Source organism: Methanosphaera sp. (assembly GCF_016282985.1).
Lineage (GTDB): Archaea > Methanobacteriota > Methanobacteria > Methanobacteriales > Methanobacteriaceae > Methanosphaera.
Genome location: NZ_JAEELZ010000059.1, coordinates 1 through 14,781 on the forward strand (window position 1 = coordinate 1; position 14,781 = coordinate 14,781).

The 14,781-nt window shown below is 29.2% G+C and carries 13 protein-coding genes; 5 read left to right on the top strand and 8 right to left on the bottom strand.

The window, feature by feature from the left end:
- Window positions 1–141 precede the first annotated feature (141 nt).
- Entirely contained in the window at window positions 142–3,522 is a 3,381-nt protein-coding gene (locus tag QZZ11_RS03535) for a hypothetical protein (protein WP_292473656.1), read from the bottom strand.
- 234 nt (window positions 3,523–3,756) lie between these two features.
- Between QZZ11_RS03535 and QZZ11_RS03540 the strand changes: the two genes are divergently transcribed.
- Window positions 3,757–4,248 (top strand): GyrI-like domain-containing protein, encoded by a 492-nt coding sequence (locus tag QZZ11_RS03540; protein ID WP_292473657.1) that lies wholly within the window; start codon window positions 3,757–3,759, stop codon window positions 4,246–4,248.
- Window positions 4,249–4,743: 495 nt separating this feature from the next.
- On the opposite strand, the gene QZZ11_RS03545 is transcribed toward QZZ11_RS03540, so the two are convergent.
- Entirely contained in the window at window positions 4,744–5,142 is a 399-nt protein-coding gene (locus QZZ11_RS03545) for a translation initiation factor IF-5A (protein ID WP_292473660.1), read from the bottom strand.
- Between the two features lie 483 nt (window positions 5,143–5,625).
- On the opposite strand from QZZ11_RS03545, the gene dnaG reads away from it, so the two are divergent.
- Window positions 5,626–6,999 (top strand): DNA primase DnaG, encoded by a 1,374-nt coding sequence (gene dnaG / locus QZZ11_RS03550; protein WP_292473715.1) that lies wholly within the window; start codon window positions 5,626–5,628, stop codon window positions 6,997–6,999.
- Between the two features lie 50 nt (window positions 7,000–7,049).
- Window positions 7,050–8,003, top strand: coding sequence for a site-specific tyrosine recombinase/integron integrase (gene xerA, locus QZZ11_RS03555; protein ID WP_292473662.1), 954 nt, complete (start codon window positions 7,050–7,052; stop codon window positions 8,001–8,003).
- Window positions 8,004–8,093: 90 nt separating this feature from the next.
- Here the strand turns inward: xerA and QZZ11_RS03560 are convergent, their stop codons facing one another.
- The 3 genes from QZZ11_RS03560 to QZZ11_RS03570 all read right to left on the bottom strand — a co-directional run bounded on the left by QZZ11_RS03560 (window position 8,094) and on the right by QZZ11_RS03570 (window position 11,417).
- On the bottom strand, window positions 8,094–9,029 hold the full coding sequence (locus QZZ11_RS03560) for a calcium/sodium antiporter (protein WP_292473663.1): 936 nt from the start codon (window positions 9,027–9,029) through the stop codon (window positions 8,094–8,096).
- A gap of 12 nt (window positions 9,030–9,041) precedes the next feature.
- Window positions 9,042–10,265 (bottom strand): TIGR00300 family protein, encoded by a 1,224-nt coding sequence (locus tag QZZ11_RS03565; protein ID WP_292473665.1) that lies wholly within the window; start codon window positions 10,263–10,265, stop codon window positions 9,042–9,044.
- 138 nt (window positions 10,266–10,403) lie between these two features.
- Entirely contained in the window at window positions 10,404–11,417 is a 1,014-nt protein-coding gene (locus QZZ11_RS03570; protein ID WP_292473667.1) for a phosphorylating glyceraldehyde-3-phosphate dehydrogenase, read from the bottom strand.
- Window positions 11,418–11,918: 501 nt separating this feature from the next.
- Between QZZ11_RS03570 and QZZ11_RS03575 the strand changes: the two genes are divergently transcribed.
- Window positions 11,919–12,536 carry an energy-coupling factor ABC transporter permease gene (locus QZZ11_RS03575; RefSeq protein ID WP_292473668.1) on the top strand — a complete coding sequence of 206 codons (618 nt, stop codon included), beginning with the start codon at window positions 11,919–11,921 and terminating at the stop codon, window positions 12,534–12,536.
- 10 nt (window positions 12,537–12,546) lie between these two features.
- Entirely contained in the window at window positions 12,547–12,768 is a 222-nt protein-coding gene (locus QZZ11_RS03580) for a hypothetical protein (RefSeq protein ID WP_292473670.1), read from the top strand.
- Window positions 12,769–12,920: 152 nt separating this feature from the next.
- Here the strand turns inward: QZZ11_RS03580 and QZZ11_RS03585 are convergent, their stop codons facing one another.
- Genes QZZ11_RS03585 through QZZ11_RS03595 form a run of 3 tightly spaced genes read right to left on the bottom strand, consistent with a single transcriptional unit; the run spans window position 12,921 to window position 14,778 of the window.
- Window positions 12,921–13,283, bottom strand: coding sequence for a DUF5518 domain-containing protein (locus tag QZZ11_RS03585; RefSeq protein WP_292473672.1), 363 nt, complete (start codon window positions 13,281–13,283; stop codon window positions 12,921–12,923).
- 4 nt (window positions 13,284–13,287) lie between these two features.
- Window positions 13,288–13,668, bottom strand: a complete 381-nt coding sequence (locus QZZ11_RS03590) for a hypothetical protein (protein WP_292473674.1) — start codon at window positions 13,666–13,668, stop codon at window positions 13,288–13,290.
- 39 nt (window positions 13,669–13,707) lie between these two features.
- A complete protein-coding gene (locus QZZ11_RS03595; protein WP_292473717.1) occupies window positions 13,708–14,778 on the bottom strand; it encodes a DNA topoisomerase IV subunit A in 1,071 nt (356 codons plus the stop codon).
- Window positions 14,779–14,781: the final 3 nt, after the last annotated feature.

A 14,781-nucleotide genomic window follows, 5' to 3' on the forward strand; every position in this document is an offset into this window, starting at 1 on the left:
AATAAATTATTACTTATTGTATAGTTAATAATTATTTGATAATAGTATTTAAATATTTTGATAAAAAGTATTACTTTTCACACTTTATTCATATGATTTCTACAGAGCCTTAAAATAAAAAAAAAATTGTAGAATAACTATTTATTCTACTTTTAAAATGCTGTTTGTTGTTGCATGATAATATCCACTGTTTTCTCCTGCTTGGATTAATAAATCATACAATCCCTTATTTAAGTTTTCGGGTAACTTATATTCATAGTCTATTCTACCATCGCTTACATTCAGGTCTGTAATACTTTTTCCACCAATTTTTATATTTACTTTGGTTGTTTTGTTAATCAGTCGATTTTCTTGGTCTAATATTTTTGCTTGAATTCTGATTGTTCCATTTCTTTTAGCAGTTATGTTGCTTGTTTCAATGTGTTTGTAATTTCTGGTAATTATTAGGTCAACTGTTGTTGTGTTATGTATGTATCTTCTTGAATCTCCAACAATGATTGTTAAGTTATATTTTCCGGAACCTATGTTATCTGATAACTGATAATTGAAGTCAATTTTTCCGTTTGTAATGTTTTCTTCAATAATTGTTTTGTTGTTGATCTTTATGGCTGTTTTGATAATTCCTGTTGCTATTTTGTTGGCATCCAGTACTTTTGCTTTAATGTTGATTACAGAGTATGCCGGAGCATTGATGTTATTTGTCACTATGTTTAGAGGGCTTGCTTTAATTGTTAATTTTCCATCCCATCTTGAGGAGCTGTATATTCCGTTTTCTCCGTAAATGATTGTAATATTGTAATCTTTTGCTGAATAATCATTAATGTATGCGTATACTAAATGGCCATTTGTTACATTGAGGTTTTCTAATGTGACTTCATTTATTTTTATACAAGCTTTTGAAGTACCTTTCACGTAATCTCTGGTAATTCGATCAAATATCCTTGCTTCTATTATAATTTTTTCTCCATTTTTGGATAGGATGTTTTGTGAAGTAATATATGTGTTTCTTGAATTTAAGTTTAATGTGATTGTTTTTTCAGCTTGGTGGTAGTAGGGAGTTTCCTGGGATTTTATTGTAATGTTGTAGTAGTCATTTGTATATTTTTCATTTAATGTAAGTTTATACTCCATATAACCGTTGATGAATTTTCCTTGATATACTGTTTTATTGTTTATTTTAACTATTCCTGTTATGTTTTCATGGATTGTTTCTTTGTTAAGGGTTAATGTGGCATTGAGGGTTATTGTCTCATATTTATTTGAACGTATTGTATTTGGTGCTGTAATGTAAGGGGAATCCTTTGTAACTGTTAACTTGATTGTTCTTGTTGCATTTTTGTAATATCTGCTTTGTGGAATTTCAATTGTGATGTTTGATGTTCCTTCAGGAGTTTTTTGATCTAGGTTGTATTCATAATTCAGTTTGCCTGCAACAAATTCAAGTGTAATACTTTCATTTAATATTTTTATTGTGGCATTTGTGGTTAAATTGATTGGATTTCCATTGTAGTCATTTAATCCGGCATTTATTTGAATTAGTCTTCCTGGAGTAGTTTTGATTGTGTTGTTTGTTGTGATATATATTGTTTTACGATTCATTTGGAAGTTTATATTTGTTGAATTTTCTGAATTTCTATATAATCTTGTTCCAATGTACTCTGTTTTTAATAGATATTCTTTTTCTTCCATATCTTTCATGTCATATAATATGTTTGCCTGATTATTTTCAACGTTTACTGTAGCTATTAAGGTATCATTTATGTAAAATTTAATGATTCCCTCATTTATATCCGAATATCCTGTTGAATATACATAACTTGTAATGTTAAGTACGTTTTCGTTGTTGATGAAATTAGAAATTCTGGTGCTTGTGTTATATTTTTCCGGCGTTAGGTTAATGGATAAATTAGCATCATCATATTTATCTGAATTTTTATATTTTAATTCGATATTATACTCATTGTCTGCAGGATACTCTTCAGGTAAAGTTATCATGGTATTGTTGCCCGTTACACTTGTGGTGGAAATTAATGTTCCATTAACATAGAGTTCAAGTTCTCCATCATCAACTGTGTTGTTGTATGAATACGTTCTTATGTTAAGTACAATGTTTCCTTCATCATTCAGGGTGTAATTTTTCAGTGATAATGAATTTGAGTATCTGATAATAGTTAAAATTGCATCTGCATGGCTGTTTTCATATTTTTGACTTCCATAGTAAAGAACTTTTATGTTATGTTCTCCATATTCTATTGAATCGGGAATTAAATAGTTTTCTATAACTGTATTGTTGTTTAATATTACTGTTTTGATACTTTCATCATCTAATAAAAATTCGATGATTCCATCATTTGTTTCATCAATGTGATTGTAGACATATGCTCTTAAATTAATTATTTGATTTTTATGTGCCGTAATATTGTAGGTATATGTGGTAGTTGCAATTTCTTTGATATTTAATGTTGTTTGATAAAAGCTATCTGTATAAACATCACTATCAACATATTCTATGTATACGGAATAATTTCCACTTAAATAATTATTGGTGTCAATAACAACATCTACATTTTCATCGGATACTTCAATTTGATCTACAAATACTTCATCAACGTAAACATTTATCCTCCCATCATTTACTAATTTTTCACTATAGAAGGTTAATCTCTGATTTATTATGGAGGATTTATATGCAGATAAGTATGGTAAATAAATATTCAAATTGGATTTTTCTACATATATCAATTTGTTGAGTAATGCATCTGAATAATATTCGTCTCCGATGTATTCTAATCTCAATACTTCTTCGTTATATTTTTTATCTAATGTGAATTCAACATCATAATCCTCTATTTCTATACTGGCAATCTTCCCTTTATCATCATACACATTTAATGTTCCGAAATCAAGATCTTCCTGATTTTTTCCCACAATGTTTAAGTTAACAACTATGCTGTTTTCGCTGTTGAAATGTATATTGATGTTTTTTATTTCACTTTCAACCTTGTTGATTTTTAATGTTGAAGTTGTTTGGTTATTGGCATAATTTAGGCTTGCACTATAACTAACCAATAATTCATAAGTTCCAGGTACATAGCTGTCAGTTCTTAAAGAATAACTTGCTGCAGAATTAGACAGATTCTTTGCACCAACTAATCGTTCATTTATGTAAAAGGATAAAACACCTTCATCAACTTCTGGTGTAGTCACTACATTAATGTCTGCAACATTTCCATAATCACATTCAATGTTCTCCACGGTTAATGTTATGTCCTTAAGTTCGTTGTCTCCTTTGCTACGTTTCTTGTCATTTGTTTTAATGATATTTTTTGTCTTTGTTTTATCGACAATATTTTTCTCTTCAATTTTATCAATATTGGCCTCATTATTTGCATGTTTTTGTTCAAATGAATCTGTTTGGTTATTTTCATCTAAACTTGCTGCATTGGCTGAATTGCTGCCTATTATTAGCACTAATATTGCTAAAGCTAAGAGACAATACATTATTTTGTTTGATTTTAACAATTTTTTTATCTCCTATCTTCTAGTTAAGAGGTAAATAATTATTTTAAAACGTTATAAATGAATTCTATTGGAATTTTTTTTTAATAATTTTTACCTCTCAAATATTGATATGTTTGAAGGTTAAAAGTTAGTCTAAAATTATATGGTAAGAATAAAATATTATAAAAAATATAATCTTTAATGTATAAAAAACATAAAAAATAAAAAAACATTATTTTAATAAGGATTGATATTATGGAAATTAAAGAAAAAAGAATTCCAGAACAAAAAGTGGCATATGTTCCACATACAGATAGTTTCAGTAAATTGCCCGAATTTATTGAAGAAGTTGGAGAATTAATTGCTGAAAATAATTTAGAAGCGGTGGGTTATCCTTACGGATCCTATGATAATGATTTGGAAGAATATGCTGAGAATCATCAAATTTTTGAAGTTGGAATGCCTATCAAATCATTTGATATGGGTGGAAAACCTGCAGGTAGATTGGGAAAATTAGGTCTTAAGGAAGTAACAAGTCATACTGTTTTATCAGCTATACATAAAGGATCTCATAAAAATTTCAATGAATCAATAAAAGAAATGGTAAATTATGCTATAGAAAATCAATATGATATTGTTGGTCCAATTACAGAAATATATCTTCCAGCCGCTCCAGGAACTGCAGTTGAAGATACAAAAACAGAGATTCAATTACCTGTAATTTATATGGGTCCAAAAAGAGATTAAACCCCTTCCTATTTTTTTTTAATAATTTATTAATAAGTTTTTCAAAAAAAGTTATGTAGTATAAATAGAACTTTCAAATCAAATTCTATTAATCATTAGCTATATTTTATAAGCTCAGGATTTATTTGTGTAGATTTAATTCCCTTGTTTTTAAGAAGAATAATTAAGTATTTAAAATATTAGGAAAAGTTTCAAAAATTCTTTTAAAAATAAAAAAATTTTGAAAGTTTATACTATATATCTTTTTAAAGTTTTGTAGAGCTTTTCTTAATTAAATTTTAAATACTATATCATTCTCATATAGCTAATTAACTAATTACTTATATGTTCTTCATTATATATAAATCGTTACAATTTTTTTCATAATATATAGATAAATATTAATTATTTTAAAATCAGTTTAAAGAGTATTTTTTTAAATATTGGTGGTTAAAAATGTTTTTTTACAGTTAATAATTTTAATAAAAAAAGAATTTAAGAATAAAGGTTAAGTAATTAGTTACCACCTTTGGTTCTCATGATTTTCATGTTTCCCATTGCTTCGATGTATTCTACTTCTTTACCTTCAACAATTTCATCTTTTAAATCTTCAGGTATAGGTAAATCGATTGTTTCATAGGTTTCTAAGTCCATAAGTTGTACTTCTTCACCCATTAAAGCAATAACTTGTCCTACTCTTTTATCAATAATAGGTACATCAACTTTTGCGTTAACTGGTTTTACAAGACTTCTTTTTTGGTTGTCGAATAAACCTACTGCTTCAATACGTGCTTTTGCAGCTCCGTGTTTACCAGGTGATGATGTTGAAATACTGATAATTTTTGAAGCTTCTCCATCTAATACTAAGTATTTTCCTTGTTTTAATGTTTTAATTTCTACTACTTTAGTTGCCATTAATTTCCCTCAAAATATTTTTATTATATTGTAAATTTTATCCTATTTCATTTATAGGACTGTCTTACTTAATTCTGATTAATAAGTAAAAATCATAAAAAAATAAATTGTATCTGTCATACAATTAGCTATGAAATAATTTATGTCTATTCTAATTAATATATCTTTCTTTTTAAAATTTTTAGTCAATAATATATAATAGAACATGAATAAATAATAATTGTGTATGATATAACGAAGTGTTATAAAATATGCTTATTAAATAATAATAATTTATATTAAAAAGTATGTTGAATTATATAAAAAAATAGGATTCAACGTATTTGATGTCATTTACGATATCATTAATTTATAATAATAAAAAAATCAAATGTATTAAAGTTTTTTCATCTCTTCGCTTAAAAAATAGATTATATCTAAAAAAGGCGATTAAATATGACTCATAAAAATGCGAAATATCATGATGATGAAGAATATTATTATGTGTTTAAGGATGAAGTTACAACTACAAAATATTTAATACACTCTCAAATTAATGCAAAAGGTTTTGTAGAAAAACCTGATGTTGTTGGTGCAATATTTGGACAAACAGAAGGTCTACTAAGCGATAGCCTTGATTTACGAGAATTACAAAAGACTGGTAGAATCGGCAGAATTAAAGTAGACATGACAAATAAATCAGGTAAAACCAAAGGTGAAGTAATAATTCCATCAAGTTTGGACAGAATAGAAACAACCATTCTTGCAGCATCATTGGAAACTATTAATAGAGTAGGTCCTTGTGAAGCAAGTTTAAGAGTTACTTCTATTGAAGATGTTCGTGCAGTCAAAAGGCGAACTATTGTAGAAAGAGCTAAAGAATTATATAAAAATATGATGGAAGAATTTACTCCTGAAAGTTCTAGGATGATAGATGAAGTTAAAGAATCTATTAAAGTACCTGAAATTATAGAATATGGTGAAGATAATTTACCTGCAGGTCCTAATACTCCTACATCTGATGCAATTCTCATAGTAGAGGGTAGATCTGATGTATTGAACCTACTTAAATACGGTATTAAAAATACCATTGCTGTAGAAGGAGTTAATGTACCAAAAACCGTTGCAAAATTAACTAAAGAGAGAACTGTTACAGCATTCCTTGATGGTGATCGTGGAGGAGATTTAATACTTAAAGAATTACTCCAAATAGGAGATATTGATTATGTAACACGAGCACCTAGAGGTCAAGAAGTAGAATATCTTAACAAAGATCAAGTTATCTATGCATTAAAGAATAAAACTTCTGTTGATAAAATAACACAACATGCAAATTATAACCATAATCATCACAATTATCATAAAACTACTAGAAAAAATGACAACAGACCTGATGTAACGGTCAAATATGAAAAAAAACTAGTGCCTGATGAAAATAAAGATGATGATAAATATTCTGAAGTAACAATAGAATTGAAAGAACAGCTTGAAAAAGAGATTAAACAATCTGAGCATGATAATTCCGTTCTTAAAAATGAAATTGTAGACGAAAAAGAAGCTGTTGTTGAAGAAGAAAAAACAGAAGATAAACCTGTTAAAAAACAGAATAAATATTTAACTTTATTGGATGAAGTTAAAGGTACAAGTAAAGGTAACTTATACGATGAAGAATTCAATGTTCTTAATCAAGTTAAAGTTGAAAATCTTTATAATGAAATTAAAAACTCAGGAGACAATATAAAAACTGTTGTTTTTGATGGAATTATTAGCCAAAGATTGGTAGATCTGTCTAAAGAAAAGAATATTGAATGTTTAGTGGCAGTAAAAATGACTGAAGTTGTAAAAAAACCTGAAACCATTAAAATCATAACAAAATAATTAAAGAAGTCTCATTTCTTTATTTTTTAAATTAATATGGAGGAAATTATATGTCTGAAGGATATCTTGATGAAATAGATTTTGAAGATCAAATTGAAGATTACATTCTGGAAATGGATATACAAAGTTATTCCTCAAATACACTTAAGACATATTCTTCTATTCTCCATAGTTTTTATAACTATTTATTAACAGAAAAAAAGATTAAAGATGAAAAAGGATTATTACGTTCATTTAAACGATATTTACAACATTTAAAAAGAGATAATGAAGTATCACAAAATTATTTGTATCTTGTTGCAGTGGTAATTAAAAAATTTTTTTCATTTGCTGAACTATCTATTTCTAATGAAATTAAAGCACCAAAAAGAACAAAATCATTACCAAAATCATTGAATGAACAGGAAGTTTATAATCTTATACATGCCAAAGATGATGAATATGATCCTGAAAAATCAAATCCTCAAAATATCTCAAGATTACGTAATAAATTAATTTTAACTCTCTTATATTCTACTGGTTTAAGGGTTTCTGAATTGATTAAACTTAAAATAAAGACTATTGATTATGAAGAACGTACCATAAGGGTAAGAGGTAAAGGAGAAAAAGATAGGATTGTGATTTTTGACAATGCAACTCTTGATTTGATTGAAGAATATCTCGAAAAAAGAGGAGTTGAAAATGAATATTTATTTGTCAATCAGAGAAACAATACTTTGACTTCAAGGTATGTTCAGTATATGATTAAAGAATATGCAGAAAAGGCAGGTATCAAAAGAAGGGTAACACCTCATATACTTAGACATTCTTTTGCAACTCATCTTCTAAAAAACGGTGTGGATATTAGAGCTATTCAACAATTGTTGGGGCATAGTAATTTAAGTACCACACAAATTTATACAAGTGTTGATATGCATACGCTTAAAGATGTTTATGATGATGCTTGGTTAAGCAGAGAGCAGAACGTACGCAAAAACAATGAACTTGAAAGTTTCACAGAATAATCTACTTTTAGATTATCTTATCTATTTTTAAATTTTTATTACAAATAATTTTAGAAAAATAGTTCTTTTTTTTTAAAAAAATGTGGGGGATTAGTTTCTTAGTATTATATAAATCATATAAACTATGAATAATCCGACTAAAATCATACCATCCTTTTTGTTGAAATCATACTTATCATATGCTAATATGTACGTGATGATGGTAATTACTATCATGATGACAGTATCGGTAAACATTATTCCTGTGGTTGTAATAGGACTAATTGTATCTGTTAAACCTAAAATAAAAAGTACATTGAATATGTTACTTCCTATAGCATTACCGATAGCTATGTCTGTTTTTTTATTATATGCTGCAGTTACACTAGTAATTAGTTCAGGTAAACTTGTACCTATGGAAACTATTGTTAGTCCAACAAGTGTTTCACTCATACCAATACTTAATGCAATATCTTTAGCAGATTCAACAACTAAGTTTCCACCAAGAATTATACCTGCAATACCAGCAACAATATAAACTACTATTCTTCCTGTTGTTAAATGAACAGTACCTACAGGCATATTGCTACTTTCTTTCTTAGATTTTAATATTAAGTAAGTAATGTATACAATTATTAATACAAGTAAAATTATCCCTTCAATTCTACTGATTTGGCTACCTGTAAAAATGAATAATAACAGGAGTAAACTACTTCCTAACAAAACAGGAAAGTCTTGTCGTAAAGATTCCTTTGTAATATTTATTTTATATATTATCGCCGTGACACCTATTACAGCTAAAAGATTGAAAATATTACTTCCAATAACATTACTTACTGCAATAGCATTGCTACCTGTAAGTGCTGATGAAACGGAAACTGCTGCTTCAGGAGCACTAGTTCCAAAAGCCACAATGGTTAATCCAATAATCATTGCAGGTATCTTAAGTTTGGTAGCTAAATCACTTGCTCCATCAACAAAGAAGTCTGCCCCTTTGATAAGAAATACAAATCCAACCAACAATAAAATTATTGTCAAAATACTCATCATTACCAAATCCTATTCTTCAAGCTTGTGAAGTTCATCTAATAATATTGGTAAGAATGAACCAATATCTGTAACGATACTAATTACTTGGGCACTACCTCTATCGGATAATTTTGTTACTGATGCATTACTAATATCTACACATACACTTTTAATTCTAGCAGGGATTATGTTTCCAGTTGCAACACTGTGTAAAAGTGTAGCAATCATGATAACCATATCAACATCCTGAACTTCTTCTCTCATTCTTTGTTGAGCTTCCTGTGAATCTGTTATTACATCAGGTAAAGGTCCATCATCACGAATACTGCCGGCTAAAACATAAGGGGTATCATTTTTAACACATTCATACATTACTCCCTTGGTAAGAACACCCTGTTCAACAGCATCTTTAATGCTTCCGGCTTTGTTGATTGTATTGATGGCACGTAAATGGTGTTTGTGACCATGTGCAACAAGTTCACCAGTTTCAGTTTTCACACCAAGGCTAGTACCATATAATGCATCTTCAATATCGTGTGTTGCAAGTGCATTTCCAGCAAATAACTTATTAACATATCCTTCTTTGATTAATTGGGCAAGTACTGGTGCACAACCTGTATGAATAACTGCTGGTCCACCGACCACACATACTTTTCCACCTTTGTCTTTTATTTCTTTCATTTCTTTTGCTACATTGTGGATGATACTATGTGTAGGTTTTTCAGCTGATGCTTCACTATTCATAAATTCAAATGTGTTTTTTCCACGAGATTTTTCTGGTGGAGTAACTCTTACACCTTTGTGTCCAACAACAATTTTTTCTCCCTTTTTAATAGAATTGAGTGGTTTACAGGTTGCCGTTTTTTTATCAGTATCTACAACTAACATACAGTCCATTTCTATGTTGTCGATGTTTATCCATCGGTTATCATATCTGATTTCAGTAATATAATTTGTTGTTGAATAAAAGTTATCTGGTACGGTTTTATCTTTTTCTGATGCTACAAGTTCAACTTCATCTTTTTCTATAAGTTGTGCACCAAGGTCTGTTACCATGTCTAAAATTTGGTCTAAATCTTTTTCATTTTTTGTTTCAATACGAATTCTTGCTGTACTAATGTCTGTGTTATGTTTTCCTACATTTAGTTCTTCAATTTCATAATCTCCACCTTGATCTATTATGGTGTCCATTACTTTTTGAATTGTAAATGAGTCGATTATGTGTCCACTTAGTTTTATTTTTTGAACATACATTTATTCAACCTCCTAATTCTTTTATTAATTGATTATCGTGAAATATGTAACATTATTATATCTCTTAATTATACTATAATTATTTTTTAGTTATTAAAAAGTAGTTGGTTATAAATGGAGAGGAGTTTTGGAGGGTAATTATAATATACCCATTGCTTTATTAGTTTTTAATATGGATTTTTCACCATCTTCTTCTAATTCTAGCATTGCTCTAATAGCGTCAACATTTTCAGGTACTACATCTGATTCCTGGTGGACTGCTTGCATATAGAACAATTCTCCATCTACTACATTAACAGATTCTTTCCATACTGGAATCTCATAGAAATCTCCTCTGGATCTGCCAAGATCTTTAGCAAATTCCATTAGTTCTGCTGTGGAACCTAGTTTAAGACTTGCATCTACAGGCATTACACGGTGAGCTTTTTCAAATGTGTCAAGAACATCATCAGTAGATACATCATTTTCTAATTCCACCATGATGTTGTGTGTGTGCATGAGTGTTGTAGGTACTGCAAGTGCCATTGTCATTACATCCATTCCTTTGATGATTGTTTGTACATCAGGACCGTGGTGTGAAGGAACGGTAGTTACTGGTTTGATAGCGTTGATTGGTCCTTTTTTAGAATCATTAGGGTCTGCTGCACGTCTTACCATTACAGCTCTAACTTTTTTAACTCCTGCAAGGTCGTTTACTGGTTTTAATGTACGACATAAACCTGTTGTGTTACATGATACAACACGTACATAATCTTTTCCTAAACTTTCTTCATAGTTTGATTCAGCATTGAATGAAGTTCCTACAGGATCATGGTCTTCTCCACCTTCAAATATTGCTTTTAATCCTAATGGTTTGTAGGTTTCTTCCATGTTCTGAATACCTACTCCTCCTGGGGTACAATCTACAACAAGGTCTAGTTTTTCGAATAGTTCATCAGCTGTTCCTGTAACTTTAATTCCAGCTTCTTCAAATTGTTCTTCTCTTTCGGGAACACTAATGTATAAGTCATAACCTCTTTCTACAGCAGCTTTTGCTTCATAGTCTGGAGTTCTTTTGGTTACTCCTACAATTTTCATGTCATCTTGTGCAGTAACAGCATCTGCTACTCTTTTACCTATAGTTCCGTATCCGTTAATTCCAATACCTTTCATATTAAAACGTCCTACTTAAATGTTCTATGAAATAAATTTTATAATCTAATTCATTTTTAGTATATAAGTATATTTAAGATATATAAGTTATTTATAACTTATGATAATTCATGATAAATAGGGGTTATTCTTTTCCATGAAAGCTATATTTTTTTTTTATTTTGTTGATTATCTTGGATAAAAACATAAAATTTTTCTATGAAAAAATGTTCATATGTTCTTTTATTCCATCATTATCTGTTTAATTAATTCTTTTTCATACTGTGGGGGGTAAAGTATAACTCATTCTTTATAATATCAATTTTTTTGAATTAATTATTAATAAAACTTTATTAAAATCATAGGTATACTCATTAGGGTTATATTAAGTATTTATATTGTTATTGTTAGATTATTAACTAGAAATAAATAGTTTAATATTTCAAAAAAATGAATATTTTAATCAAGATTATTTTGATTAAGTATGAATACTTAAATTCTTTTATAAAATGGAGGCATAAAATGCATATACCTGATGGATTGATATCTGATCCCTTACAATTGGGGATATATACCGTAATTTATATTATTTTGTTGGCAATATTATTGAACAAATATCGTAAAAATCATACTGAAAAAGACATTCCAGTAATTGCACTCTTTGCAGCAGCTATCCTGATTGTTCAGCTTGTTGAAATTCCATTGCCTGTGCCTGCATGTGTTCACATTTCATTAATAACAGTAATGGCTCTTTATGATTTGGAAGCAGCACCACTGGTCTATACAATAGTAACTATAGCACAATCATTCCTTGGAGAAGGTGGAATAAGTACTTTGGGGATGAACTTATTAAACTTAGCAATTTTAGCACCAATATTTGCATATTATATTTACAAGTTTATACAAAGTTATGATAAAAATTTAGCACTTTTTGTATCCGGGTTCGGAACAATAACTTTACTTGGTATAATTGTAAGTTTAGAATATGCTATTGCAGGAACTTATCCATTAATGTTTGGATTAACAGTAATTACTCCAATAGAAATGGTGGTTGGGGTAATAGAAGGACTTGTAACAATAGTTGTAATGAATGCGCTCAATAAGGTAAAACCAGAATTAACACCAGTACTTAACGAATAAGGTGAAAATAATGAACATGAAATCTATAATAATGATGGTGTTAATAATATTGGTTGCATTAGTAGGAGTATCAAATGCATTACACACTTATGAGGAAGGAACCATTACTTTAGAAGAACATCATCATGAAGGTGAAGAACATACTCATGAACATGAAGAAGGTGAAAAACATACTCATGATCATGAAGAAGATCATCATGAAGAGAGTGAAGAACACAATCATTCAGAGTAATGTCTTAAATTAGGTATGTGTTAAATTTATTATATTTTAATTTGAAAATCAAATTAAAAATAGTCTTTTTCTTAAAGCAAGATTATCTTGCTTTTTTTCTTATTTTTAAATTATTATTTTAAAATGTTCTGTAAAAAAAAGTAAAATGGGGTTTAGTTTTTAATTTCTTCAGAAACATAGTAACCTATGATTCCACCAATAGCACCTACAATAAGGTATAATACGATTAAATAAAATGAGTTACTTAACATGTAAGATACGTAAGCAGAACCATATAATATAAACATAAATCCTACGTTTATTATTGTAGTTATTATTGAACCAATAAATGCAGTAATTAAACCGGCTACCAATGCTTCGATTTTATCATTATTTTTTATAAAACCCATTAATATTCCTGTAAAGAAAACAAATGGTAAAATACTAGTACTTAAACCACCAGCAAGATATGTTATTATAATTATAATTACTCCTAAAGGTATGCTTTTACCTTTAAGAACTTGATTAATGTCCATAGTTTTAACCTCTATTGTCTATTTCTTCCTTTATGTAGAAACCGATAGCACTACCCACACATCCTATGAATGTATAAAATATTATGTAAATCCATGAATATTGGATTACTGCTATGGCATAAAGGCCACCTTCAGAATAGTATACATTGATTAATGATACTATCATAGTCAGTATTGAACCAATAACAAATGCAAGGAAATTACTAAGTAATACTTCGTTCATAGTGCCTTTTTTTATTATTCCCCCCACTATTCCTATAAATAATATTGAAGGAATAATAATGGAACTGTCACCTGTTAACAGAGAACAAGCTAAAATCATTAATATGATTAAGGCAATACTTTTTCCTTTAATGATATTTTTAATGTTAATATTATCATTCATCCCTAAAAAAAGTAAGATGTATATGTAATATATACATGTCTATTCTATTGGTGAACCTTCTATAGCACCTATTTTTGCCGGGAAGTATTCATCTACAATATATTCTAAACCATATTTTGAGAAAGATTGCTGTTCTGCTTTTCTACCTAGTTTAAGCATTTTCTTAATTTCACTTTGCCAGAATTTTCCTCTGTAACGAGGATCTGCAGATAATTCTTTTAAACGTGCAACGTCAATATCTTTAAGTTTATCTGTTGGTAAATCGTAATTCATGATGTCTGATGCTGTTACTCCTAAGAATTTTGCATCAGGGGTTGCAAGGTCGTGGTTTACGTGTGCAAGTTTTGCACTACCTGAGATAATTACCATACCAATGTGGAATCCCCATGGGTCTCCGTCGTTACAAATGTATACTGGAACGTTAAGTTCATCACTTGCACGTCTAATGAATCTTCTTGTAGCACGAGCTGCCTGACCTTTAAGTCCCACAATTAAAGTATTGAATCTGTCATATGCTTTTTCTTGAACTAATCTGTGGAACATCCCCATGGTTTCTACAGCAATAATACGTTCTACATTTGAATCAACAAATTCAACATCATCTACAGTTGGAGGAATGGAATAACCTGATTTTCCCATTCTTAAAGCGTTAAATTCAACATCTTCGTCACGTAATGTGATGTCACCATATACTGCTGCACCATCTTCTTCTGGAAGAAGACCTAAGTTTTCACGTGATACTCCTAATGTTACTTCAATATCCTCTGTGATGTTGTTTGATTCTTGCTGGTTGTCAAATCCAACATCCCATCCTTCTGATACATAGTACATCTCCCTCATTGTTGCAGTCTTTTGGATGTTAACTAGTTCTTTACAGAAGTTTCCTACACACATCATCTGTGCCATTTTTTTGATTTGTTTAACATTACCTAATGATCTTGTTCCTTTACGGTCACCAAGTTCAAAGTATCTTTTTTCTTCGTTGTAAATAATGTTACCTGTTCCTCTTGAAGGAATTTTAAGACTTGGAACTTGTTCTAGTAATATTTTTTCGAGAACTTCATCTCCCATACCTTTTAAACTATTTAAAGCATGTTCTTTATGTTTCATCAT